The organism is Thermocatellispora tengchongensis (assembly GCF_014202315.1).
GTDB classification, from domain to species: domain Bacteria; phylum Actinomycetota; class Actinomycetes; order Streptosporangiales; family Streptosporangiaceae; genus Thermocatellispora; species Thermocatellispora tengchongensis.
On sequence record NZ_JACHGN010000032.1, the window covers coordinates 82,125 to 105,092 of the forward strand.

General features: G+C 74.0%; 19 protein-coding genes. 10 read left to right on the forward strand and 9 right to left on the reverse strand.

The window, feature by feature from the left end:
• Positions 1-8: 8 nt before the first annotated feature.
• The 3 genes from HNP84_RS46600 to HNP84_RS46610 are packed head-to-tail and all read right to left on the reverse strand — an operon-like array spanning position 9 to position 3,108.
• Positions 9-839: a carbohydrate ABC transporter permease gene (locus tag HNP84_RS46600; RefSeq protein ID WP_312927251.1), complete on the reverse strand. Its 831-nt coding sequence runs from the start codon at positions 837-839 to the stop codon at positions 9-11.
• The gene (locus tag HNP84_RS46605) at positions 836-1,780 is read right to left on the reverse strand and encodes a carbohydrate ABC transporter permease (protein WP_312927252.1); all 945 of its coding nucleotides are present in this window, start codon (positions 1,778-1,780) and stop codon (positions 836-838) included. The genes HNP84_RS46600 and HNP84_RS46605 overlap by 4 nt, the downstream gene beginning before the upstream one ends.
• Complete coding sequence (locus HNP84_RS46610) at positions 1,777-3,108, reverse strand: extracellular solute-binding protein (RefSeq protein WP_221337622.1); 1,332 nt, start codon at positions 3,106-3,108, stop codon at positions 1,777-1,779. Before HNP84_RS46610 ends, HNP84_RS46605 begins: the two co-directional genes overlap by 4 nt.
• A gap of 199 nt (positions 3,109-3,307) precedes the next feature.
• Here HNP84_RS46610 and HNP84_RS46615 point away from each other — a divergent pair, with 199 nt between their 5' ends.
• The 6 genes from HNP84_RS46615 (at position 3,308) to HNP84_RS46640 (ending at position 9,272) form a co-directional block, all read left to right on the forward strand.
• On the forward strand, positions 3,308-4,804 hold the full coding sequence (locus HNP84_RS46615) for an FGGY-family carbohydrate kinase (RefSeq protein ID WP_185056561.1): 1,497 nt from the start codon (positions 3,308-3,310) through the stop codon (positions 4,802-4,804).
• Complete coding sequence (locus HNP84_RS46620) at positions 4,801-5,394, forward strand: histidine phosphatase family protein (protein ID WP_185056562.1); 594 nt, start codon at positions 4,801-4,803, stop codon at positions 5,392-5,394. The genes HNP84_RS46615 and HNP84_RS46620 overlap by 4 nt, the downstream gene beginning before the upstream one ends.
• 136 nt (positions 5,395-5,530) lie before the next feature.
• Positions 5,531-6,316, forward strand: a complete 786-nt coding sequence (locus HNP84_RS46625; RefSeq protein WP_185056563.1) for a DeoR/GlpR family DNA-binding transcription regulator — start codon at positions 5,531-5,533, stop codon at positions 6,314-6,316.
• Between the two features lie 70 nt (positions 6,317-6,386).
• Positions 6,387-7,454 carry a 2-hydroxyacid dehydrogenase gene (locus HNP84_RS46630; RefSeq protein WP_221337623.1) on the forward strand — a complete coding sequence of 356 codons (1,068 nt, stop codon included), beginning with the start codon at positions 6,387-6,389 and terminating at the stop codon, positions 7,452-7,454.
• Positions 7,451-8,908, forward strand: coding sequence for an FGGY family carbohydrate kinase (locus HNP84_RS56560; RefSeq protein ID WP_185056564.1), 1,458 nt, complete (start codon positions 7,451-7,453; stop codon positions 8,906-8,908). The genes HNP84_RS46630 and HNP84_RS56560 overlap by 4 nt, the downstream gene beginning before the upstream one ends.
• 217 nt (positions 8,909-9,125) lie before the next feature.
• On the forward strand, positions 9,126-9,272 hold the full coding sequence (locus tag HNP84_RS46640; protein WP_185056565.1) for a hypothetical protein: 147 nt from the start codon (positions 9,126-9,128) through the stop codon (positions 9,270-9,272).
• A gap of 4 nt (positions 9,273-9,276) precedes the next feature.
• Here the strand turns inward: HNP84_RS46640 and HNP84_RS55665 are convergent, their stop codons facing one another.
• Positions 9,277-11,724 (reverse strand): VIT domain-containing protein, encoded by a 2,448-nt coding sequence (locus HNP84_RS55665; protein WP_185056566.1) that lies wholly within the window; start codon positions 11,722-11,724, stop codon positions 9,277-9,279.
• Between the two features lie 49 nt (positions 11,725-11,773).
• Positions 11,774-13,165 (reverse strand): MerR family transcriptional regulator, encoded by a 1,392-nt coding sequence (locus tag HNP84_RS54420; protein ID WP_246519504.1) that lies wholly within the window; start codon positions 13,163-13,165, stop codon positions 11,774-11,776.
• Between the two features lie 129 nt (positions 13,166-13,294).
• Between HNP84_RS54420 and HNP84_RS46655 the strand changes: the two genes are divergently transcribed.
• Both HNP84_RS46655 and HNP84_RS46660 read left to right on the forward strand, forming a co-directional pair.
• The gene (locus HNP84_RS46655; RefSeq protein ID WP_185056567.1) at positions 13,295-13,762 is read left to right on the forward strand and encodes a Dps family protein; all 468 of its coding nucleotides are present in this window, start codon (positions 13,295-13,297) and stop codon (positions 13,760-13,762) included.
• A 398-nt stretch (positions 13,763-14,160) separates the two neighbouring features.
• Complete coding sequence (locus tag HNP84_RS46660; RefSeq protein ID WP_185056568.1) at positions 14,161-15,351, forward strand: alkaline phosphatase PhoX; 1,191 nt, start codon at positions 14,161-14,163, stop codon at positions 15,349-15,351.
• Here HNP84_RS46660 and HNP84_RS46665 read toward each other — a convergent pair.
• The 4 genes from HNP84_RS46665 to HNP84_RS46680 all read right to left on the reverse strand — a co-directional run bounded on the left by HNP84_RS46665 (position 15,321) and on the right by HNP84_RS46680 (position 19,520).
• Positions 15,321-16,169 carry an ABC transporter ATP-binding protein gene (locus tag HNP84_RS46665; RefSeq protein ID WP_185056569.1) on the reverse strand — a complete coding sequence of 283 codons (849 nt, stop codon included), beginning with the start codon at positions 16,167-16,169 and terminating at the stop codon, positions 15,321-15,323. The two genes, HNP84_RS46660 and HNP84_RS46665, sit on opposite strands and share 31 nt — an antisense overlap.
• On the reverse strand, positions 16,150-17,205 hold the full coding sequence (locus HNP84_RS46670; protein ID WP_185056570.1) for a taurine ABC transporter substrate-binding protein: 1,056 nt from the start codon (positions 17,203-17,205) through the stop codon (positions 16,150-16,152). Before HNP84_RS46670 ends, HNP84_RS46665 begins: the two co-directional genes overlap by 20 nt.
• Before the next feature lie 17 nt (positions 17,206-17,222).
• A complete protein-coding gene (locus HNP84_RS46675; protein ID WP_312927258.1) occupies positions 17,223-17,984 on the reverse strand; it encodes an ABC transporter permease in 762 nt (253 codons plus the stop codon).
• 909 nt (positions 17,985-18,893) lie between these two features.
• The gene (locus HNP84_RS46680) at positions 18,894-19,520 is read right to left on the reverse strand and encodes a TetR/AcrR family transcriptional regulator (protein WP_185056571.1); all 627 of its coding nucleotides are present in this window, start codon (positions 19,518-19,520) and stop codon (positions 18,894-18,896) included.
• Positions 19,521-19,612: 92 nt separating this feature from the next.
• Between HNP84_RS46680 and HNP84_RS46685 the strand changes: the two genes are divergently transcribed.
• On the forward strand, positions 19,613-20,452 hold the full coding sequence (locus HNP84_RS46685; protein ID WP_185056572.1) for an SDR family oxidoreductase: 840 nt from the start codon (positions 19,613-19,615) through the stop codon (positions 20,450-20,452).
• Positions 20,449-22,659, forward strand: a complete 2,211-nt coding sequence (locus HNP84_RS46690; protein WP_185056573.1) for an MMPL family transporter — start codon at positions 20,449-20,451, stop codon at positions 22,657-22,659. The genes HNP84_RS46685 and HNP84_RS46690 overlap by 4 nt, the downstream gene beginning before the upstream one ends.
• Positions 22,660-22,968: the final 309 nt, after the last annotated feature.

The window sequence follows — 22,968 nt, forward strand, 5'->3', positions numbered from 1 at the left end:
TGCACGGGTCACCCCTTCAGGCCGCTGGAGAACCCCTTGATGACGTACCGCTGGAGCAGCAGGAAGACCACGACGATGGGCAGCGCCCCCAGCACCAGGCCGGCGAAGACCAGGCCGTAGTCCGAGACGTACTGCCCGACGAAGGCGAAGATGCTCACCGGGACCGTCTCGAAGCCGGAGCCGCCGAGATAGAGCAGCGGGGTGAAGAAGTCGTTCCAGATGAACACCGCGTTGAGGATCAGCACGGTGCCGGTGATCGGGCGCAGCAGCGGGAAGACGACCCGGGTGAACGCGACGAGGTGCGAGGCGCCGTCGATCTGGGCGGCGCTGGCGTACTCGCGCGGCAGCGCCCGGATGAAGCCGGTGTAGAGGAAGACGGTGAACGGGAGCTGGATCCCGGTGTAGAAGACGATCATCCCGGCGTGCGTGCCGAGCAGCCCCAGGTTGTTCACGAGCTGGTACAGCGGGATCATGCCGAGCTGGAACGGCAGCACGATGCCCAGCAGGAACAGGATGTACAGCCCGTAGCCCAGCCGGGTCCGCGCGCGGGCCAGGAAGTAGGCCGCGAACGAGCCCAGCGCCACCAGCGCGACCAGGCTGGCCACCGTGATCACGGTGCTGTTGACCAGCGAGGGGCCGAGCGCGGCCGAGGACCACGCGGCGGTGAAGTTGCGCGCGGTCGGCGGGGCCGGGAGCGACAGCGGCGACTCGGCGATCTGGCCCGGGTCCTTCAGCGACAGCGTGATCAGCGCGTAGACCGGGAACATGAACGCGACGGCGGCCGCGATCATCACGAGTTCGAGCAGGAACGTCCGGCGTCCGTAGCGCACGTGGCTCACTGCGCCACCTCCCGCGAGCGCAGGTAGGAGATCTGCACGAAGGAGACCGCCGCGACGAACAGCGCCAGCACCAGCGCGACCGCGGTGCTGTAGCCGAAGTCGCCGTAGACGAACGCCTGCTTGTACAGCACCGTGGACAGGGTCTCGGTGGCGTAGCCGGGGCCGCCGTTGGTGGCGGCGAAGACCTGGTCGAACAGCTTCAGCCCGCCGATCGTGGAGAGCATCAGGTTGATGGTCAGCGCCGGGGCCAGCAGCGGCCAGGTCACGTAGCGGAAGCGCTGGAACGGGCCCGCGCCGTCGATCATCGCGGCCTCGTGCAGCTCCGCGGGCACGCCCTCCAGGCCGGCCAGGAAGATGACCATCGAGTAGCCGGCGTTCTGCCAGATCACCATGCCGGCGATCGACCACAGCGCCAGCGACGGATCGCCCAGCCAGTCGCGGCCCGGCAGCCCGAAGACCGCGAGCAGCCCGTTCAGCCCGGCGTCGGGGGCCGGGTTGTAGATGTACTTCCACAGGAACGCGATCATGACCGGGCTGACCACGACCGGCGCGAAGAAGATCACCCGGAGCAGGGCCTTGCTCTTGATCCGGGCGTGCACGCCGAGCGCGAGCAGCAGCCCGACGCCGTTCTGGACCACCAGGATGGCCACCGTCAGCAGCAGCGTGTTGGCGATCGAGCCGAGCGCCTGCTCGTCGTCCAGCATGGCGCGGAAGTTGGCCAGGCCGACGAAGGACATCTCGCCGCCGATGCCGCTCCAGTCGGTGAAGGCGTACAGCACGCCCGCGATGCTCGGGTAGAGCACCACGACCGCGTACACGAACAGGGCGGGCGCGGCGAACAGCCACGGCGGGGACAGCGCGCCGCCCCGCCGCCACCGCCGCCGCGGCCCGGCGGCGGGGACGGCCTCGGCAGCGGCGGCGGGCCGGGTGGTCACACTCACTTCTGGTACGCCTCGTCCATCTTCTTCAGCGCCTCGTCGATGGTGGACTTGCCGGCCAGCAGCTCCTGGATCACCGCGAAGTGGGTCGGCTGCACCTCGGCGTTGGGCCAGCGCTGGTCCATGAACGGCACCGCGCGGTCCTTGGTGAAGGGCAGGAACGACTCCACGGCCGGGTCGATGGTGGAGCCCGAGTCCTGGGTGAGCGGGATCGCCGCGATGGCCTTGGCCCAGGCGTTGATGCTCTCCTGACGGCCCAGGAAGTCGATGAACGCGGTCGCCTCGGCCAGGTTCCCGGACTTGGCGCTCGCGCCGAGGCCGACCACGACGCCCGCCGGGATCCACACCTGGGCGGCGTCGTCGGCGCCGGGCACCGGGAACATGGACAGGTCGGCGGCGTCGCCGGCGGCGGCCTTGCGGAAGTCGGGCAGCACGGCCGAGACCTGGATCGCCATCCCGGCCTTGCCGGTCGCCACCATCGAGGTCTGCTGCTCGAAGGTGGTGCCGTTGGGGTTGTCGTTGAAGTAGCCGCGCTTGTGCAGCTCCAGGTACATCTCCATGGCCTGGCGCCACCCCGATCCGGCGAAGGTCGCCTGCCCGGCGAGCTGCTTGTCGTCGAAGGCGGGGTCCTTGGCGTAGACGGTGGAGGGGACGAGGGCGTACGTGATGAGCTGGGTGACCCACGGCGTCTGCGCGCCCAGCGCGATCGGCGGCTTGCCCGACTTCTTGATCTTCTCGCAGGCGGCCAGGAACTCGCTCCACGTCGTCGGGAGCTCGCCGACCCCGGCCTCCTCGAACACCTTCTTGTTGTAGATCGCGCCGATGACCGAGGACCCCGCGGAGAACATGTAGGTCTTGCCGTCCAACTGGAAGGCCGGCTTGAACCCGGACGGGATCGTCGTGGTCCACGCCTGGGCCGACAGGTCGGCCAGCAGCCCCGCCTGGGCGATCTGGGTCATCGACATGGCGCTGCCGTTGCCGGGGTAGACCACGTGCAGGTCGGGCGCGTTGCCCGCGCCGAGCTGGGTGCGCACCGAGGTCTGCACCTGGTCGGTCGGCGCGAACGACGTGGTGATCGTCACGCCCGGCTTCACCTTCCGGTACGCCGCGACGAGCTCGTCCATGGGCGCCTTCTGGTCGGCGACGCCGATGAACTTCAGCGCCGTGGCCGCATCGCCGCCCGCGCCCGCCGTCGCGCCGGTGTTCTGCTGCGTGGAGCAGGCCGAAAGCGCCGCCGGCGCCGCCGCGGCCACGGCGAGGCCGCCCATCATCCTGAAGAACTGGGCGCGGCTGATCCTGGCCTCACGCAGCCAGTCGCTCTCACGGCTCATCTCGACTCTCCTCGTCCGCGGCGTCCCGCCCGCGTCGCAGCGGGACCGGTGATCCCCGCTACGGCTTTGTTAAATCTAACGTTTTATGGTGTGATTTTGTGATTGTTGGGTGGAGACTATGAGCCACCGTTCGGAGTGTCAAGGGTCACAACCGCGGGATCTCCGTGGACGGCCCGGGGTGAGAGGACCGTCTGCGCACATGGGTGCTGATAACTTCGCACGATCTCCCGGGGAGATCCCGGGCGCGTTGTGGGCCGGCATCGACATCGGGACCCAGGGCGTACGGGTGCTGATAGCCGACGGCGCGGGGACCGTGCTCGGCACCGGCTCCGCGCCGCTGCGCAGCCGCCGCGGCGGCCCCGGCCGCCGGCACGAGCAGGACCCCGAGGACTGGTGGCGGGCGGCGTGCGCCGCCTGCGCCGAGGCGACCGCGGGGCTGGACGCCGCCGCCGTGCGCGCCCTGGCCATCTGCAGCACCTCAGGCACCTTCCTGCTCGCCGACTCCGCCGGCCGGCCGCTGACCCCCGCGCTGATGTACGACGACGACCGCGGCGCCCCGTACGCCGAGCGGGTCGCCGCGGCGGGCCGCGAGCTGTGGCACGAGCTCAGCCTGCGCATCCAGGCGTCCTGGCCGCTGCCCAAGCTGCTGTGGCTGGCCGAGCACGGCCCGCTCGGCGCGGGCGCCCGGGTGCTGCACTCGGCCGACTACCTGGTCGCCCGCCTGTCGGGCGGCCCGGCCGCCACCGACTCCAGCCACGCCCTCAAGACCGGCTACGACTCGCTGCGTGAGCGCTGGCCGGAGGAGGTGCTGGCCCGGCTCGGCCTGCCCGCCTCGCTGTTCGGCCCGGTCGTGCGCCCCGGCGCCCGGGTCGCCGCGGTCAGCGCCGAGGCCGCGCGCGCCACCGGCCTGCCCGAGGGCTGCGCGATCGTGGCCGGCATGACCGACGGCTGCGCCGGCCAGATCGCCGCCGGCGCGCTGGCCCCCGGCAGCGGCGTGTCGGTGCTCGGCACCACGCTGGTGCTCAAGGCCGTCAGCGAGCGGCTGCTGCACGACCCGGCCGGCGCCGTCTACAGCCACCGCCACCCCGACGGCGGCTGGCTGCCGGGCGGGGCGTCCAACGTGGGGGCGGGCGCGCTCGGCGCGGCGTTCCCCGGGCGCGACCTGGCCGAGCTGGACCGGGCCGCGGCGGCGTACGAGCCGGCCGCCGAGATCGTCTACCCGCTCACCGCGCGCGGCGAGCGGTTCCCCTTCTACCGCCCCGACGCCGAGCCGGTGACCGTGGGCGAGCCGCGCACGGCGGAGGAGCACTACGCGGCCCTGCTGCAGGGCGTCGCGTACGGCGAGCGGCTGGGCCTGGCCGCGCTCGGCCTGCTCGGCGCCCCGGTGACGCGCCCGCTCGCCCTGATCGGCGGGGCGACCCGCAGCGCGTACTGGTGCCAGCTCCGCGCCGACGTGCTCGGCGCGCCGGTCGAGATCCCGCGCAACCCCGAGGCCGCCGCCGGCATGGCCGTGCTCGCCGCGGCCTCGGGCGGCTCGCTCACCGAGACGGCGGCGCGCATGGTGCCGGCGGGCACGCGGATCGAACCGCGCCCCGACCGCGTCGAACGCTTCGACAAGGGGTTCCGGCGCCTGGTCGAGGCGCTGGCGGAACGCGACTATCTCTCCCCGGAACTGGCGGCCAGGGCGGTGGCATGATGACGATCTTCCTTTCCCGGCACGGGCGTACGGACTGGAGCGTGCGGGGCCTGTACACGGGCGTGACCGACGTCGAGCTCGACGAGACCGGGCACGAGCAGGCGGCCCGGCTGGCCCGCTGGGCCGGTACGGCCGGGCTGACCGCGGTGGTGTCCTCGCCGATGATCCGGGCGGTGCAGACGGCCACCGGCGCCGCGGAGGCGGCCGGGGTGCCGCTGCGCACCGACGCCCGGCTGCGCGAGCTGGACTTCGGCGTCGCCGAGGGCCTGCCGCGCGGCGAGATCGACCCGGACGTGATGGCCGCCTTCGAGGCCGACCCGGTGGCGAACTTCCTGCCCGGCGGCGAGGACCCCATCCGGGCGGCCGAGCGGGTGACCGCCTGCCTGGGCGAGCTGGCCGCCGAGGCGGGGCCGGTGCTCGTGGTCGCCCACAACACGATCCTGCGCCTGGCGCTGTGCGGGCTGCTCGGGATTCCGCTGGCCGACTACCGTAGGCGGCTGCCGCTCGTGGAGCACGACGCGGTGACCGAGCTGCGGCCGTACCCGGGCGGAATGGCGCTGCGCCGGTTCAACGCGCCGCTGGGCCCCTGAGGGCGGTTAGGATGCGCGGGCGGCGGGAGATCGGCACACGGCAGAGGATCGTGACGGACGTGCGAACGAGGGAACCTGCTCAGCCTCGTCCCGCCCGCCCAGATGACGGAGCAGGGCCGGGATCCGAGTGGGGCGAATGAGCATGCGACAGCAGGCGGTGGGCGCCGCCGCGCGCAGGCAGGCGATGGCCGAGCACGTCATGCGGCAGGGCTCGGCGTCGGTGACCGAGCTGGCCGACACCTTCGGGGTCAGCGTGATGACCGTGCACCGCGACCTGGACGAGCTGGAGCGCCAGGGCATGGTGCGCAAGTTCCGCGGCGGCGCCACCGCCCAGGCGTCCAGCGTGTTCGAGAGCAACATCGTCTACCGGCTGACCGCCAATCAGGAGGAGAAGGAGGCCATCGCCCGGCACGTCGTGCGGATGATCGAGCCCGGCAGCTCGGTCATGCTGGACGACTCCACCACCGCCCTGGCCGTGGCCCGCCACATCGGCGAGGTCACCCCGCTGACCGTGGTCACCAACTTCCTGGAGGGCATCAAGCTGCTCACCGGCGTGGGCGGGGTGCGGCTGATCGCCCTGGGCGGCGAGTACCACCCGACCCACGACTCCTTCCTCGGCGTGGCCTGCGTGGACGCGGTGGAGGCGATGAGCACCGACCTGGTGATCGTCTCGACCTCCGCGATCTCCGACCGGTACGCCTTCCACCAGGAGCAGGAGATCGTCCTGGTCAAGCGGGCCATGCTGAACTCCGGCACCCGCCGGGTCCTGGCCATCGACCACAGCAAGCTGGAGCGCGTGGCCCTGCACCGGGTGGCCCCGCTGGACTCCTTCGACCTGATCGTGGTGGACGGCCGCGCCCCCGCGAGCGCCATCGACCGCCTGCGCGAGCGCCACCTCAACGTAGAGGTCGCCGAGCTCTGAGATAACGCCGAGCTCTGAGATAACACTGCACCTGTTAAATATCACAGCAGTGGTGGTAGCGTCTGGCGGCATGTCGGGAGATGTGTTGAAGGTGCTTGCCGCGGGCGACCACTTCGTGCGGCCGGGCGCCGTCGCGGAGGCGATCCGGGCCGAGCTGGGCGGGCGCGCCTCGGTGCGCGAGCTGACGGGGCCCTGGCCGATCGAGCCGTTCGGGCCGGTCGCGGAGGTGCACGAGGCGTCCGGGGACGAGGACGAGCTGATCGCCGCCCTCGACGGCGCCGAGGTCGCGGTGACGCAGATGGCGCCGTTCACCGAGCGGGTGCTCGCCGCGGCCCCCGCACTGCGGCTCGTGGTGGTGACCCGGGGCGGCCCGGTCAACGTCAACCTGGCCGCCGCCGAGGCCCGGGGCGTCGAGGTCCGCTCCACGCCGGGCCGCAACGCGCCCGCCGCCGCCGAGCTGGCCGTGGCGCTGACCCTGGGCGCGCTGCGCCGCCTCGCCCAGGTGGACGCCACCATGCGGGCGGGCGAGTGGCGCTCCGACCTGTACGCCTACGACGCCTGCGGTGGCGAGCTGTCCGGCGCCGAGGTCGGGGTGGTCGGCTTCGGCGCGATCGGCCGCCGCGTGGCCGCGGTGTTCGAGGCGCTGGGCGCCCGGGTGCTGGTGCACGACCCGTTCGCCGCGCCCCCGCCGTCCATGGAGCAGGTCAAGCTGCCCGACCTGCTGGCCCGCTCGCGGGTCGTCAGCCTGCACGCCCGGCTCACACCGGAGACCCGGCACATGATCGGCGCTTCCGAGCTGGCGCTCATGCCGCGCGACGCCGTCCTGGTCAACACCGCCCGCGGTGCCCTGGTGGACACCGAGGCGCTGACCGAGGCCCTGACCTCGGGCCGGCTGGCCGGGGCCGCCCTGGACGTCTACGACCCCGAGCCCCTGCCCGCGGATCATCCCCTGCGTGCCCTGCCCAACGTCCTGCTCACCCCGCACCTCGCCGGGGCCACCAGGCAGACCGCCGACCGCGCCGTGGCCATGGCCGCGCGCGAGGTCGCCGCGTACTACGCCGCGACCAGGCAGGGCCGTGACGAGGGCCGCGACGAGAGCCGCGACCAGGGCCGCGACCGGGAAGGCCGGACGGCGTGATCGTCGGGATCGACGTCGGCACGTCCGTGGCCAAGGCCGTGGCCGTGACCGAGGACGGAGAGGTCGCCGCGGCCGAGTCGCGGCCGATCTCGCTGCTGCACCCCGCCCCCGGCCGCGTGGAGCAGGACGCCGACGAGGTCGTGGCCGCGGTGCGGGAGGTGGTGGCGCGGCTCGGCCTGCCCCGGGCGCCCGCGGCGGTGGGCGTCACCGGGCAGGGCGACGGGTTGTGGCCGCTGGACGCCGCGGGCGCGCCGGTCGCCCCCGCGATCTCCTGGCTGGACGGGCGCGCCGGGCCGGTCGTGGCCGAGTGGCGGCGCTCCGGGCTGTTCGCCGAGCTGTACGCCCGCACCGGCAACGCGCCCTTCCCCGGCGCGGGCGCGCCGCTGCTGGCCTGGCTGGACCGCGAGGACCCGGCCCTGCTCGACGGCCCCATGGCCACCGCCGCCCGGTGCAAGGACATGGTCATGCAGCGCCTCACCGGCGTCCGGGCCACCGACGTCTCCGACGCCTCCAACCTGTTCACCGACACCCGGGCGCGGCGGCGCGACCCCGGGCTGCTCGGGCTGTGCGGGCTCGGCCACCGGGCCGGGCTGCTGCCGCCGGTGGCCGAGGACCTGCCGGCGGGGGAGTCGCGCGAGGCGCTGGGCGGCGTGCCGGCGGGCACGCCGGTGGCGGCCGGGCCGTACGACCTGCCGGCCTGCGCCATCGGCGCGGGCGTCACCGCGCCCGGCGACGGGCTGCTGATCATCGGCACCACGCTCGCCTGCCTGGTCGCGCGGGACGACGCCGGTGCGGGCGGGCCCGAGCCCGCCGGGCAGACCCTGTGCGTGCCCGGAGGCGGCTGGCTGCGCGCCATGCCCGCGATGACCGGCACCGCGGCGCTGGACTGGGTGCTGCGCCTCGTGGGGGCCGCGCACGGCGACCTCGACGCGCTGCTCGCGCAGAGCCCTCCGGGCGCCAACGGCGTGCGATTCCTGCCGTACCTGTCGCCGGCGGGGGAGCGCGCCCCGTTCGTGGACCCGCGCGTACGCGGCCGCATCGACGGCCTTGAGCTGGCCAGGAGCCGGGCCGACGTGGTCCGGGCCGCCTGCGAGGGCCTGGCGTACGCCGCCCGGCACTGCTTCGAGGCCGCCGGGCTGAGCGGCGAGGTCGCGGTGTGCGGCGGCGGCACCGGCTCGGCGGCCTGGGCCCGGATCTTCGCCGACGTGATCGGCCGCCCGCTGCGGGTCGCCCGCGGCCCCGAGGTGGGCGCCCGGGGCGCCGCCCTGGCCGCCGCGCGCCGCTTCGGCGTGGCGGTGGACGAGGCGGCCTGGACCGCCGGCACACGGGCGTACGAGCCGAGCCCGCGCCGCGACGCCGCCGGCCACGACGAGCGCTACGCCCGCTACCTGGCCGACGTGGCCCGTCTCCGCGAGGACGCCGACCGGTCGATGCGATGTCACCGAGATTTCTAACGTGATAGCTTGGTAAGAACTCACCAAGCTTGGTAAAGGTGTGGTCTCCGTGGCCCCGCTCGACCCTCCCGCGTCTGGCCCGGCACCTTCGACATCGCCCGTGTGGACCTCTGCACCCTGGACACCGAGCGCCACCCGGCCACCAGGTACGGCCTGCGCGACCGGGACGTGCGGGCCGGCGGCGAGCGGCGCACCGTCGCCCAGCAACACGGCCGGCATGGTCCGCTCGGAGTTCCCGGCCGTGACGGCCGACGCCGTCCGCATTCTGGGGTCCAACAGCGGCGACTACAGCCGCATCATCGAGGTCGAGGTCTTCTCCTGCCCCGCCGGCCCCGGCGGCCGGTGGGGGCCGCCGGGGCCGTGACGGCTCAGCGCTTCCAGAAGGCGCGGCGCGTGCGGGGCTGCTCGGGCCGGCGGGCCGCCCCGGCGCCGCCGGGGTCCTCGGTGAGCGCGGTGAGCAGGCGTACCGTGCGCTCCCACAGGCCCGGCAGGTCGGCGCCGGGCCGCTCGGCCTCGGCCAGGTCGGCGGCCAGGGCCGACAGCTCCGCGTGACCGCCCAGGTACACCGCCAGTGCGGCCAGCCTGCTGCCCAGGTCGGCGAGGAGGCTCAGCCGCACGGGCGCGGGCAGCGACTCGGCCGCGCGCAGCCGGTCCAGCTCGGCGGCGAGCTGCGGGCGCACCGCGTCCAGGGGGTGCGGGACCGGACGGGCTGAGCCGCGGCCCGGCGCGAACATGCGCCCGCGCGGGCGCGGGGCCGGGTACGCCGCCATCGGCGCGGGGGCCGGGGGCGGCACGGGTCCTCCGGCGACCGGCGGCGGCCCACCGGGGGCGGGCCCGCCGGACACGGCCCCGCCGCCGGCGTCGGACGCCAGCATCTCCGGGGCCCCGCCGAAGGACGCCGCCACCGCGCCCGCCGCGAACGACATCGGCATCGCCGCGGGCGCCCCCGGCGGCTCCCAGCCGCTCGGCGGCTCCACGGGCTGCACGACCCGGTGCTGCGGCCCGCCCTCGGCCACCACCTTGGTGTCCACGGCCACGAACGCGGTGAACCGGCACAGCACGCCGTACTTCAGCGAGGTGTCCACGATCGCCTGCTCCAGGGAGCGCTCGCCGACCGCGTACCGGTCCTCCAGCTCGCGCAGGTGCGCGCGGGCCCAGATCGCGCGGACCGCCGCGTTCGCCGACACCGTGCCGGCGACGCGCCGCTCCCACGGCTGCCCGTCGGCGGCCAGCCCGCGTACGGTGAGCGCCGCCCCGTCGGCGCCCGCCTGCGCCGAGTAGCGGCCCGAGACCGTCAGCGGCACGCCGGAGAACAGCGAGCCCAGGCGCGTCACGCTCCCGGCCACCAGGTCCACGCCCTCGGCCTTCAGCGCCAGGTCGGTGACCAGCGGCGCGCCGATGCGCCGGTGGATGTGCTCCATCGCCTCGTCCAGCCGGTCCTCCGACTCCACCAGCTCGCACCGGCCCGCGCCCAGCATCGCCAGGCGGCCCAGGAACCCGGCGTTGACCGCCCGGTCGATGCCCACCGTGTGCACGCGCGCCCCGGAAAGGCCCGCGCCCACGCGCTCCAGGATCTGGTCCTCGTTGCCGACCTGCCCGTCGGTGACCAGCACCAGCACCCGCTCCCGGGCCGGCTCGGCGCCGCCGAGCAGCCTGAGCGCCTGCTCCAGCGGGGCCAGCAGCTCGGTGCCGCCCCGGGCCTCCAGCCGCGCCAGGTGCTCCACCGCGCGGTAGCGGTTGCGGTCGTTCGCCTCGGCCAGGCCCTCGGGCAGCCGCTCGGGCCGCTCCACGACGCTGTCGAAGGACAGCACCGCGAACCGGTCGCCGGAGGTGAGCGTGTCCACGATCCGGGCCGCCGCCCGCCGGGCCGCGACCATCTTCCAGCCGCCCATGCTGCCCGAGCGGTCCAGCAGCAGTACGACGTCGCGCGGCGCCCGCGTCTGCGGCGCCTCCGGCGGCATCACGGTCAGCGAGAACGTGCCCGCGCTCCGCTCCTGCTCGTCGGGCACCAGCACCAGCGAGGTGGAGGCGGCGAAGGACAGGCGCAGGATGAAGTCGCGGTCCAGGCGCTCGCCCGGATCCAGCCGCACCGTCGCGGCCTCGCCGGTGCGCTCCTCCCGTACGACGTGCAGGCTGGAGCGCATCTCACGCAGGTCGAGCCCGGCCGGGTCCACGTTCACGGTCAGCGACAGATCGACCGGGTTGGGGAAGCCGGGCAGCAGCACCGGGGGAGTGATGCGGGACGCGTCCGGCACCGCGTCGGTGTCGGGCGCCGTGCCGTCGCCGGCCTGGTCGTCGCCGAGCGGCGCGCCCGGGATGTAACGCGGGGCGACCACGAGCGGGAAGCGGAAGGTGGCCGCGCCGTCCTCGTACGGCAGCGGCTGGCTGAGCGTCAGCCGTACCAGCACCTTCTCGCCCGGCACGATGTTGCCCACCCTGATGGTGAACACGTCGGGCCGCTCCTCCTCGGCGATGGCCGCCCGCCTGCCCTCGGAGACGGCCCGGTCGTAGTCGGCCCGCGCCTGGCCGCGCTCCTTGAGCAGGCCCTCGATGACCCGGTCCTCGGCCTCCATGCGGAAGCCGGTGACCGCGGCCCGGTCGGGCAGCGGGAAGATGTACGTCGCCTCCAGCGGCACGTCGTAGGGGTTGCGGAAGCCCTGGACCACCTCGACCCCGGCGATCAGCCCGGCGACGTCGGCGGTGACGTCCACGCTCTGCAACGGCAGATTGCCGCGCTCGGTGCTCAGCGCGCCCAGCCCGGCGTCGGGCAGCGGCCGGCACTCGTCCGGCTTGAGCGAAGTGATGGGCACGGTCATGAGGTGCTCCCTTCGAGGGCGACCGTTTCGTCGGTATCGGGTCTGCGGGTCAAAGCGGGCGTCTCGCGCCCGTCTCGTCGTCGTCATCGCCGCTCCCGCCACCGATTCCGGTGCCGGGAGCCGGGCCGCCGCGCCGGGGAGCGATCGCCGCGGGGGCGATGAGCCCGCGGCGGCGCAGCACGTCGAGCAGCGGGGAGGCCGCCTCGGCGATGGCGGCCAGGTCGTCGGAGGAGAGCGGCCGTCCGGCGCCCTCCAGCAGCACGGTCACCCCGGGCCAGATCCGCACGCCGCTCATCGGCACCGCGGAGACCGGCGGCTGCGGAGCCCCCGGCAGATCCGGCTCCGGCCCCCCGGGCACGGGCGCCGGCTCCGGCGCCGGCGGCGCGGGATAGGGCGGCACCGGGTACGGCTGCCCGGGATCCTGCGGCACGGCCCCCCGCTCCCGCCGCGGCACCACGGTGGGCAGCGGCGCGATAGGCGGTGTGCCCCCCAGCGGCGGCAACGGCCCGATCGGCCGCTCCTCACCACTGCGCCCACCCCCTGGAACCGCCCACTCCCCACCGCCACGGCGCCCGCCCGCGAAGAGCCGCCCCTCACCGTCACGGTCGCCGGCCGGGGTCGTGCGCTCCCCGGCTCTCGGGGCGCCGCTGCTGTCTCGGGCCGGGGCCGGTCGCTCTTCGCTGTCGCGATGGCCGGGTGGGGCCGGGTGCTCGCCGGGCTCGCGGGCGGCGTGGAGGCGGCCCGTGCCGCCGAGGTCGGCCGGGCCGGTGCCGGTCCGGCCGCCGGGGCGTGCCGGTTCGGTGTGGCCGTGGCCGTCCAGGTCCCTCGCGTTGCCGGCGTGGTCCTGAGCCGGGGCCGGTCGCTCCTCGCCGTCGCGATGGCCCAGCGAGGCCGGGTGCTCCCCGGCTCCACGGGTGGCGTGCGGGCGGCCCGTGCCGCTGATGTTGTCCCAGGTGTCCGTGGCGGCGCGGACGTCCGCCCCCTGCCGGACGTCACCTCCGGTGCGGATGTCGGCGGCCGTGTGGGTGTCCACGGGGTGCGGGGAGGTCCAGAAGCGGTCGCGGCGGGTGGGTGGGGTGGGGGCCGGGTCGGTGGCGGCGGGGAGGCCCGCCACGTGGGCCAGGTGGGCATCGGTCGCGCCGCTCAGCTCGGCCTGGATGTCGGCGATCGAGCGGCCGGACGCCTGCAGGCGCTTGATGGCGACGAGCTGGAGCAGGTGGCGCCGTCCGTACAGGGCGATCCTGCCGCGCCTGGTGAGCGGCGGGTCCACCAGGCCGATCGTGGTGTACCAGCGGATGAGACGTTCGCCGGGCACCTCGCGGACCCTCCCGTTGAGCTGCCGCGCGGCCTCCTGCGCGCCGGTGGCGCCGGGCGCGGGTGCGGCGCGCAGCACGCCGGCCGCATGCTCCGCCAGCTCCGTGATGGTCCAGGTCTCGCTCATGCCTCGATAGTGACACTGTAATAATGACACTGTCAATGGGGGAAGGTGCATAGGGCGCATGTGACCGGGTATGGGGCTGCGGACACGCACGAAGTCACCGTCGCTGTCACACCACGGGGAGGTAGCAGCATGTCCACGATCACCAGCCCGCTGCCCGACGAAGCCCGCAAGGTCGTCGCCGAGGCGCTGCAAGGGGCACTGGTCGATCTGATCGATCTCTCGCTCATCGCCAAGCAGGCGCACTGGAACCTGATCGGGCACAACTTCCGCTCGATCCACCTCCAGCTCGACGAGATCGTCTCGCTGGCGCGCGAGCACATGGACGTCATGGCCGAGCGCGCGGTCGCCCTGGGGATCAACCCGGACGGGCGGGTCGGCACGGTGGCCAAGAGCACGCCGGTGCAGCAGCTCGAAGCGGGCTACCTACAGGACGGCAAGGTGATCGCCGCGATGACCGACATCCTCGACGCGATGATCAAGAGGATGCGGGAGCGCGTGCGGGCCACCGAGGAGCCCGACCCCGTCACCCAGGACCTGTTGATCAGCGTCACCCAGGGGCTGGAGAAGCAGCACTGGATGGTCCAGGCGCAGCGGTAACGGGCGGCGCGTCCATATGACCGGGGCCGGGCGGGGCAGCACCCGCCCGGCCCTCGCCACGTCAACCCTCGCCACGTCAACCTTCGCCGCGTCAACCTTCGCCGCGTCAACCCTCGCCACGTCAACCTTCGCCACGTCAACAGGGGGGCGGCCCTCTCCGGCCCTCGCCACATCGACAGCGGCGCCGGCCCCACCGCGTCGGCGGGGGTGGGTCATGATCCGGGCGGATACTGCGGTTCGCGTGAAGTTACCGGGCCCGAACACCGTAAATCCCGGTGCGTTCACGTGCCAGGGGTCCAATCGTGCCGGGCCGCCCCTCGCACGCGCGTAGCGTGGGCCTTGAGCACACCTCGCACATCACAACCGAGTGCCGAACAAGATTGTGGAGGCAGGTCCTCATGCTGCGCCGTACGTTCCTCCGCTCGGGCGGCGCCGCCGCGGACGCGGCGTTCGCCGGCTCGCCCTGGCACGGTACCGCGCCCGCCGGATCGGGCGGCGGTCCCACCAGGCAGGCTCCCCGGGTGCGCGCGGGCGACAGCCCGTACGGCCCGCTCGGCGCCCCCGACGCGAACGGCATCTCCCTGCCCGCGGGCTTCACCAGCCGGATCGTCGCGCGCTCCGGCGAGAAGGTCGGCGGGCTCACCTGGCACGCGGCCCCCGACGGCGGGGCCTGTTTCCCCGACGGCGACGGCTGGATCTACGTCTCCAACTGCGAGGTGCCGTTGCTGGGCGGGGCCTCGGCGATCAGGTTCGGGCCCGGCGGCGAGGTGCGCGAGGCGTACCGGATCCTGTCGGGCACCGACCTCAACCGCGCCGGCGGCGCGACGCCGTGGCACACCTGGCTGTCGTGCGAGGAGATCCCGCGCGGCCAGGTCTTCGAGTGCGACCCCTACGGCGGGCGGGCGGCGATGCCGCGCCTGGCCATGGGCCGGTTCCGGCACGAGGCCGCCGCGTGCGACCCCGAGCGCCGGGTGATCTACATGACCGAGGACGAGCCCGACGGCTGCTTCTACCGGTTCGTCCCGATCGTGTGGGGCGACCTGACCGAGGGCCGCCTGGAGGTGCTGTGCGATCCGGTCGGCACCGGGCCGGGCGCGAAGGCAGCCCCCGGGCCGGTGAGCTGGGAGCCGGTGCCGAGCCCGGCCGCGATCGGCACCCCGGCCCGCCACCAGGTGCCGCGCGCGGTCCACTTCGCGGGCGGCGAGGGCTGCCACTACGCCGGTGGGATCTGCTACTTCACCAGCGGCGGCGACAACCGCGTGTGGGCCTACGACGCCGCGGCCGGCATGCTGGAGATCGTCTACGACGGCGACGCGCCGCTGCGCGGCGTGGACGACATCACCGGCACCCGCGGCGGCGACCTGTTCGTGGCCGAGACCGGGGGCCTGATGGAGATCGGCATCATCTCCCGCGAGGGCGTGGTGGCCCCGTTCCTGCGCGTCACCGGCCAGGACCGCTCCCAGATCACCGGCACCGCGTTCTCGCCCGACGGCAGCCGCCTGTACTTCTCCTCCAGGCGCGGCCCCAGCGGCGCCCGCGAGGGCACCGGGGGCATCACCTACGAGGTCACCGGGCCGTTCCGCGACTGACGCGCCGAGTTCTTGATCACCTCGGCCAGCTCCTCGCGCAGCTCGGCGAAGCGGGGGTCGGCGCGCGGGCGGTCGAGCGCGGGCAGCTCGGAGGACCGGTCGAACACGATCCGCCCGGGGCGGCTGCTCAGCGCGATCACCCGCGTGCCGAGGTAGACCGCCTCGTCCACGCTGTGCGTGATGAACACGATCGTGGCGCCGGTGCGCCGCCACAGCTCGCGCACCTCGTCCTGCATGCGCTCGCGGGTGAAGGCGTCCAGCGCCGCGAACGGCTCGTCCATCAGCAGGACGTCCGGCCCCGGGGCGAGCGCCCGCGCGATGGCGGCGCGCTGCTGCATGCCGCCCGACAGCTCGTACGGCCGCAGCCGCGCCACGTCCGCGAGCCCGGTCAGGTCGAGCAGCTCCGCGACCCGCGCCCGGCGCTCGTCCCTGGGCCGCCCGCGCAGCCCGAAGCCGACGTTGCCCGCCACCGACAGCCACGGGAACAGCCGCGGCTGCTGGAAGACGAACCCGCGCGAGGGGTCCGGCCCGGTGACCGGGGCGCCGCCCGCCCGGATCGTCCCGGTCGTGGGCGCGGCGAACCCGGCCACGAGCCGCAGCAGGGTGCTCTTGCCGCACCCCGACGGGCCCACCACGGTCAGGAACGCGCCCGCGGCCAGCTCCAGGTCCACCGGTCCGAGCGCCGCGACCTCCCGGCCGCGCCCGCGCCCCCGGTAGACCTGGGTGACCCCGCTCAGCGAGATCGCCGTGCCGGATGTGCCTACTGTGCCGGTCGCGCCGGTGGCGCCGGTGGCGCGGTCACTGGCCGGGGAAGGCATCCGCCAGCTCCTTGGTGGCCAGGCCCTTCTGGAAGACGCTCAGCTCGGGCACCGCGTCCACCTGCCCCTGCGCCTTGAGGAACTCCGCGGCGCTGCGCAGGTTCTCGGCGAGCTTGCCGGGCGCGTCCGGGGTGCCCAGGTACTCGGGGGAGCGCTGCTCGGCCGCGTCGAGCAGCACGAGCTGGTCGAGCTGCCGGGACGCCTCCTGCGGGTCGAGGTTGAGCTGGCGGCCGATCGCCGCCGCGGCGGCGGTCTTGTCGGAGCGCACCAGCTTGACCGCCCGGTCCTGCTGCTGCAGCCACACCCGCAGCGTGGCCGGGTACTGCTGCGCGAACTCGGTCCTGACCACGGCCAGGTCGGCGGTGAGCTTGCCGCGACCGGCCAGCTCGCGGCTGGTCACCAGGGTCTTGCCGCCGTTCTTCTGCAGCTCGGCCAGGTTGGGCGTCCAGACGTAGGCGCCGTCGATGTCGCCCCGCTGCCAGGCGGCCTGGATGTCCGGCGGCTCCATGTCCAGGATCTTCACCGCCGACTCCGCCACCCCGGCCTCGGCCAGGGCCGCGAGCAGGCTGTAGTGCGAGGTGGAGGCGAACGGCGTGGCGATCCGCTTGCCCGCGAGCCCCTTGACGTCGGTGGCGGCGCCGTCCCTGACGACCAGGGCCTCGTTGTCGCCGATCACGTCGAAGATCCACGGCACCTGGTACGGGATGTTCAGCGGCTCCGACAGGCCGCGCGTCACCGGGCTGCTGCCGGCGAGGCCGATGTCGATCGCGCCGGAGATCATGGCCGTGTTGACGTCGCCGCCGGAGTCGAACCGGCTCCACTTGATCTCGGTCCCGGGCAGGGCCTGCTCCAGCCACTTCTGGTCCTTGACGATCAGGTCGCCGTTGGGGATGAGCTGGTAGCCGATGCGGATCTGGGCGGGCATGCCGTCCTTGGGGGCCGCCGCGCCGTCGTCACCGCCGCCGCAGGCGGCGAGGGGCAGCAGGGCGGCGAGCACGGCGGCCACGCCGAAGAGGCGGGTCCTGAGGAATCTCATATGGGTCCTTGTCGCGATCAGGCACGACCGCGCCAGGGCACCAGCCGGCGGTCGAGCGCTTGCAGCAGGAAGTCGATGAGCAGCCCGGACAGCCCGATCACGATGATGCCGAGCACCACCACGTCGGTGTTGTTGTAGCGCTGCGCGGCGCTGATCATGCCGCCGATGCCGGGCACGCCGTTCACGGTCTCCGCCGCGACGACGGTGGTGTACGCCACGCCGACCGAGACCCGCACCCCCGTGATGATCTCCGGCAGCGCGCTGGGCAGCACGACCCGGAACGGAAGCTGGAGCCGGCCCGCGCCGAGCGAGCGGGCGGCGTTGAGGTAGTCCTCGTGCACGCCGCGCACCGCGTCGGCCGTGGCCACCGCGACCGGGGGCAGCGCGGCGATCAGCAGCAGCCACACCTTGGGCTCCTCGTCGATGCCGAACCAGATCACCAGCAGGCTCAGGTACGCGAGGGGCGGCAGGGTGCGTACGAAGGTGACGAACGGGCCGAGCAGCGCGCGCACGGTGGGCACCATGCCGATGACCAGGCCGAGCGCGATGCCGCCGGTGATGCCGTACAGGCAGCCGAGCAGGATGCGGCGCAGGCTGGCCAGCAGGTGCTCCTGCAGCGTGTAGTCGCTGAAGCCGGTGGTGGTCGTGTTGAGGAACTCCTCCCACACGGCGGCGGGCTCGGGCACGAACACGGGCGGCCAGATCCGCGCCGCCGCCACGAGCTGCCAGACGACCAGCAGGAACAGCACCGCCCCGATCCGCAGCCCGGCGGCCCGCACCAGCCCCCCGGACAGCCGCCGGCGTGGCGCGGGGACGGCCCCCGGCTCAAGGGACGCACTGGGCTCGGCGGACGCACTCGGCTCACCGGACCCCCTGGGCTCCGCGGACGGACTGGGCTCGGCGGACGCATCGGGCCTGGCGGGCTGTGTGGCGGCCCCTGGCTCGGCGGACGCACTGGGCTCCGCGGGCGCGGCAGCGGTCCGTGGCTCGGTGGCCCGGCCGTGCTGGGCCGCGGCACGGGGCTCGGTGGCGGCCTGGGGCTCCCTCGCCCCACCGGGGTCAGTGAGGTGGTCGGGGGCGGGAGAGACGCCGATGTCCGGCGGGGTCGTGGCGGGGGAGGGGGTCGGAGGAGGAGGGCCGGAGGCGGGGGTTTGGGGCATGGTGTTCCGAGTGTGGGGATATATCGGGACTTATCCAGCTATACAGGAGGGTAGCCGGGTTCCCCTCATGCAGCGATCTTCGGGTCGGTGAGGCGTGGCGCGGCGGAGCCTCCGCGCCCGGCCAAGCATATCCCACTATTTCCCACTAGAAAAGACGGAAATCTGCCGCTTGTCCGCCCCGGCCGGGGAGGGGCGGATAGGGCGCGGCCCGTCGCGGGCTGAGGGAAGGGCGGAAAGGACGCCGCTCGCCGGTCCCGGGTTGGGGGTGGAACGGATGCCGCTCGCCCAGCCCAAGCTGCGGAAAGGGGGGAAGGGAGATCTCGCCCGTCCCGGGGCCGGGGGAGCGGTGGAGGGAAGGATGCCGCTCGCCTGTCGCGGGCTGCGTGAAGGGCGGAAGGGTGCCGCTCGCCCAGCCCAAGTTGTGGGAACGGGGAAGGGGCATCTCGCCCGTCCCGGGGCCGGGGGAGCGGTGGAGGGAAGGTTGCCGCTTGCCCGTCGCGGGCTGGGAGGAGGGGTGAAGGGAGACGTTCACCCGTCCAGGGCGGGGGTGAGGTAGGCGCGCAGCATCGTCTTCAGTTCCTCGACCAGGGCCGGGGAGTCCTCCGGCTTGGCGGTGACCACCAGGGGCATGACGGCCCGGACCATGGCGGTGGCCATGCGGGCCAGGGTGAGGCAGCGCTCGGGTGGCAGGTGCGGAGAGCGTAGCTCGAACACCTCGGCCAGGCGGAACGCGACGCCTTCGTGCAGGTCGCGGGCCACCTCGGCGAGGCGGTCGCTGGTGGCCGAGCCGTGGAACAGGGCCCAGAACGCCGGGCGTGACGCCTTGAACTCCACCATGGCGTCGACCAGCCGGTCGATCAGCGCGCCCATCTCGGTGTGCGCGTCGTCGTCGGTGAGGTGGGCCCGCCAGAACGCGCCCTGCTCGGTCTCGTAGCGGCGCACCAGCCCTTCCAGGATCTCGTCCTTGTTGCGGAAGAACTGGTACAGCGAGCCGGGCGAGATCCCGGCGCGGGCGGCCACCGAGTTGGTCGTGGCGTTGGCGAAGCCGACCTCGGCGATCTCCTCCTCGGCTGCGTCGAGGATCGCCTCCATGCGCTTGAGCCCGCGCGCCTGCCTGCGTACGGGCCGCTCCTCGGCCGGGCCGGGCTCGGGCATGCTGCACCCCCACTTTGACAAATACGAGTATTTACTTGCATTCTCGTCTCGGACCGTAAAACACGAGTAGTTTACCGAGTTCGAGGGTGGCAATGAAGAGCGTGCTCATCACCGGCTGCGCCAGCGGCTTCGGCCGGCTCACAGCCATGGCGCTGGCCCGGCGCGGCGACCGGGTCTGCGCGACCGTACGCGATCCCGGGACCCCCGAGGCGGTGTCGCTGGCCAAGATCGCCGCCGACGAGGGGCTGGACCTGGAGGTCCGCAGGCTCGACGTGACCGACGACGACTCGGTGCGCACCGCCGTGGCCGCCGCCGGGCCGATCGACGCGCTGGTCAACAACGCCGGCTACGTGCTGCGCGGCCCCGTGACGGCCCTGTCCGACGACGAGCTGCGGGCCCAGTTCGACACCAACGTGTTCGGCGTCGTGCGCGTCATCCGCGCGGTCGCCCCCGGGATGCGGGAGCGGGGCGCCGGCACGATCGTCAACGTCTCCTCGGTCGCGGCGCTGGCCGGCGCGCCGTACGAGGGCGCCTACTGCGCGACCAAGCACGCGCTCGACGCGCTGTCGGAGGCGCTGCGCTTCGAGCTCGGCCCGTACGGCGTGCGCGTCGTGCTGGTCGCGCCGGGCTCCTTCGGCACCGAGATCCTGGCCAAGACCCGCTGGGCCGCCGCCTTCGGCCCCGATCACCCGGAGCGGCCCGCGCACGACGCGTTCTGGGAGGCGTACGCGAGCGCCCACGCCGGCGGGCGCGGCGACCCGCAGCAGGTCGCCGACGCGATCGTGGCCGCGATCGACGACCCCGCGGCCGAGTTCCGCCGCCTGGTCGGCGCGGACGCCCGCTTCGTGCACGACCTGCGCCGGGCCCGTACGCAGGAGGAGTTCGAGCGTGAGATCGGCGCGGCGCTCGCGCTGCCGGGGCTGGCCTCATGACCGCCGGAGAGACGCTGCGCCAGGAGACGCGCCCCGCGCCGCCGCACGAGGTGCCCCGGCTGCGCCGCCTCGGGTACCTCCTCGTACGCCGCCGCCGCCTGGTGATGATCCTGTCCCTGCTCGGGGTCGTGATCATGGGCGCGCTCGCCGCGGGCACCGTCGGCGGGCTGTCGCTGGCCCGCTACGACGCCCCCGGCTCGGAGTCCGACCGCGCGCAGATCGCGCTCGGCGAGCGGTTCGGCACCGGCAGCATCGACGTCGTCCTGCTGGTCACCGCCCGGCAGGGCACCGTGGACGATCCCGCCGTCGTCGCCTCCGGCAGGGCGCTCACCGAGCGCTTCGCCCGCTCCCAGGGCGTGGCGGAGGCGGCGTCGTACTGGACCCGGGGCAACCCCGCCACGCTGCGCAGCGAGGACCGCAGGCACGCCCTGATCGTGGCCCGCATCCCCGGCGACGCGAACACCGTGCGCTCCCGGATCCTGCCCGCGATCCTGCCCGGCCTGACGGCCGGCGACGCCGCGATCACGGTCAGGCCGGGCGGCGGCGAGGAGGTGTTCCGCCAGACCGTGCCGCTGGCCAGGCAGGACTTCGTGCGCGCGGAGATGGTGGTGATCCCGCTGGTGTTCGCGCTGCTGTGGCTGTACCTGCGGCGCGTCGTGGCCGCCGCGGTGTCGCTGCTGCTCGGCGTGTTCGCCATGGTCGTCGCCCTGGGCCTGCTGCGCATCCCCCTGCTGTACGCCGACGTGTCCACCTTCGCGCTCAACCTCACACTCGGGCTCGGGCTGGGCCTCGGCGTCGACTACTCCCTGTTCGTGATCTCCCGGTTCCGGGAGGAGATCCGCCTCGGCCACGACCGGCACGAGGCGGTCGCACGGGCCGTCGAGCGCGCCGGTCGCACGGTGCTGTTCAGCGGCGTGGTCGTCGCGGTCTCGCTGGCCGTGCTGCTGCTGATGCCCTTCGACTTCCTGCGCTCCTTCGGCTACTCCGGCATCGCCGTGGTCGCGGGCGGCGTCGTCGGCGCGATCATCGTGCTGCCGGCGGTGCTCGCCTCGATCGGAGACAGGGTGCTGACCCGCCGGACCCGCGCCGCCGGCTCCGGGACGTTCTGGGAGCGCCTGGCCGGCCGCGTGATGCGCAGGCCGGTCGTGTACGGCGGCGTCGCCACCGCCTTGTTGCTCCTGCTCGGCTCGCCGTTCCTCGGCCTGGAGTTCGGCGTGGCCGACGACCGCATCCTGCCCCTGTCGGCCCCGGTGCGGCAGACCTCCGAGGTGATCAGGAACGAGTTCCCGGCCGAGGAGACCGACGCCCTCCAGGTCGTCACCACCGGCCCGGCCGGCTCCTCCGCCCAGGTGGCCGCGTACGCCGAGGCCCTGTCCCGGGTGCCGGGCGTGTCCCAGGTGGACTCGGCGGCCGGCTCGTACGCGGGCGGGCAGCGGGTCGGCGACGGCGATCCCAGCCGCTTCCAGGGCGGCGAGGGCACCTGGTTCTCGGTGGTGCCCAGCGCCGAGCTGATGGAACGCGATCCGGTGCGCATGGTGGAGGCGGTGCGCGCGCTCGACTCACCCTTCCCGGTGCAGGTCGGCGGCTACCCCGCCGAGCTGGCCGACTACCGTCAGGCGGTGGTGGACCGGCTCCCGGTTGTGCTGGCGCTGATCTTCGCGCTCACCTTCGTGGTCCTGTTCCTGATGACCGGCAGCCTGCTCATCCCGCTCAAGGCCACCGTGCTCAACGTGCTCAGCCTGGCCGTGATGCTCGGCGCGCTGGTGTGGATCTACCAGGACGGCAACCTGTCGGGCCTGCTCGGCTTCACCCCCACCGGCACCCTGGACCCGAGCATCCCGATCCTGATGTTCTGCATCGGCTACGGCCTGTCCATGGACTACGAGGTCTTCATGCTCTCCAGGATCAAGGAGGAGCACGACCGCAGCGGCGACACCACGGCGGCCGTGACCGCGGGCCTGCGCGGCAGCGCCCCCCTCATCACCGCCGCGGGCGGCATCCTGGCCCTGAGCTTCGCCGCGTACGCGACCGCGGACGTGACCTTCGTCCAGATGCTCGGCGTCGGCATGGCCGTCGCCATCCTCGTGGACGCCACGATCATCCGCGCCGTCCTCGTCCCCGCGGTGATGCGCCTGGCCGGCGAGGCCAACTGGTGGGCCCCGGCCCCCCTGCGCCGCCTCCACGCCCGCATCGGCCTGCGTGATTGAGCGAACCTATGGCGATTGCTTCGCAATACGCGGGCTTGGGCGCTGAGCTTATGGCCCGTGCTCCGCACGGGCGGGCTTGGGCGCTCTTGCAGGGTCGTGTCTTCCCTCGTCGCTCCGGTCGCTTCGCTCCCTGCGCTCCTCCTCCAGACACGACCCGCGCTGTGCTTATGGCCCGTGCTCCGCACGGGCGGGCTTGGGCGCTCTTCAGGGTCGCGTCTTCCCTCGTCGCTCCGGTCGCTTCGCTCCCTGCGCTCCTCCTCCAGACACGACCCGCGCTGTGCTTATGGCCCGTGCTCCGCACGGGCGGGC

What these genes read in the sequence shown, in the direction of transcription:
- HNP84_RS46655 (WP_185056567.1), top strand. Translation starts at nt 13,295, where the DNA reads ATGTCCACGATCACCAGCCCGCTGCCCGACGAAGCCCGCAAGGTCGTC.
- HNP84_RS46680 (WP_185056571.1), bottom strand. Translation starts at nt 19,520, where the DNA reads ATGCCCGAGCCCGGCCCGGCCGAGGAGCGGCCCGTACGCAGGCAGGCG.
- HNP84_RS46630 (WP_221337623.1), top strand. Translation starts at nt 6,387, where the DNA reads ATGTCGGGAGATGTGTTGAAGGTGCTTGCCGCGGGCGACCACTTCGTG.
- HNP84_RS54420 (WP_246519504.1), bottom strand. Translation starts at nt 13,165, where the DNA reads ATGAGCGAGACCTGGACCATCACGGAGCTGGCGGAGCATGCGGCCGGC.
- HNP84_RS46670 (WP_185056570.1), bottom strand. Translation starts at nt 17,205, where the DNA reads ATGAGATTCCTCAGGACCCGCCTCTTCGGCGTGGCCGCCGTGCTCGCC.
- HNP84_RS46620 (WP_185056562.1), top strand. Translation starts at nt 4,801, where the DNA reads ATGATGACGATCTTCCTTTCCCGGCACGGGCGTACGGACTGGAGCGTG.
- HNP84_RS46640 (WP_185056565.1), top strand. Translation starts at nt 9,126, where the DNA reads ATGGTCCGCTCGGAGTTCCCGGCCGTGACGGCCGACGCCGTCCGCATT.
- HNP84_RS46610 (WP_221337622.1), bottom strand. Translation starts at nt 3,108, where the DNA reads ATGAGCCGTGAGAGCGACTGGCTGCGTGAGGCCAGGATCAGCCGCGCC.
- HNP84_RS46660 (WP_185056568.1), top strand. Translation starts at nt 14,161, where the DNA reads ATGCTGCGCCGTACGTTCCTCCGCTCGGGCGGCGCCGCCGCGGACGCG.
- HNP84_RS46625 (WP_185056563.1), top strand. Translation starts at nt 5,531, where the DNA reads ATGAGCATGCGACAGCAGGCGGTGGGCGCCGCCGCGCGCAGGCAGGCG.
- HNP84_RS46615 (WP_185056561.1), top strand. Translation starts at nt 3,308, where the DNA reads ATGGGTGCTGATAACTTCGCACGATCTCCCGGGGAGATCCCGGGCGCG.
- HNP84_RS55665 (WP_185056566.1), bottom strand. Translation starts at nt 11,724, where the DNA reads ATGACCGTGCCCATCACTTCGCTCAAGCCGGACGAGTGCCGGCCGCTG.
- HNP84_RS46685 (WP_185056572.1), top strand. Translation starts at nt 19,613, where the DNA reads ATGAAGAGCGTGCTCATCACCGGCTGCGCCAGCGGCTTCGGCCGGCTC.
- HNP84_RS46665 (WP_185056569.1), bottom strand. Translation starts at nt 16,169, where the DNA reads ATGCCTTCCCCGGCCAGTGACCGCGCCACCGGCGCCACCGGCGCGACC.
- HNP84_RS46690 (WP_185056573.1), top strand. Translation starts at nt 20,449, where the DNA reads ATGACCGCCGGAGAGACGCTGCGCCAGGAGACGCGCCCCGCGCCGCCG.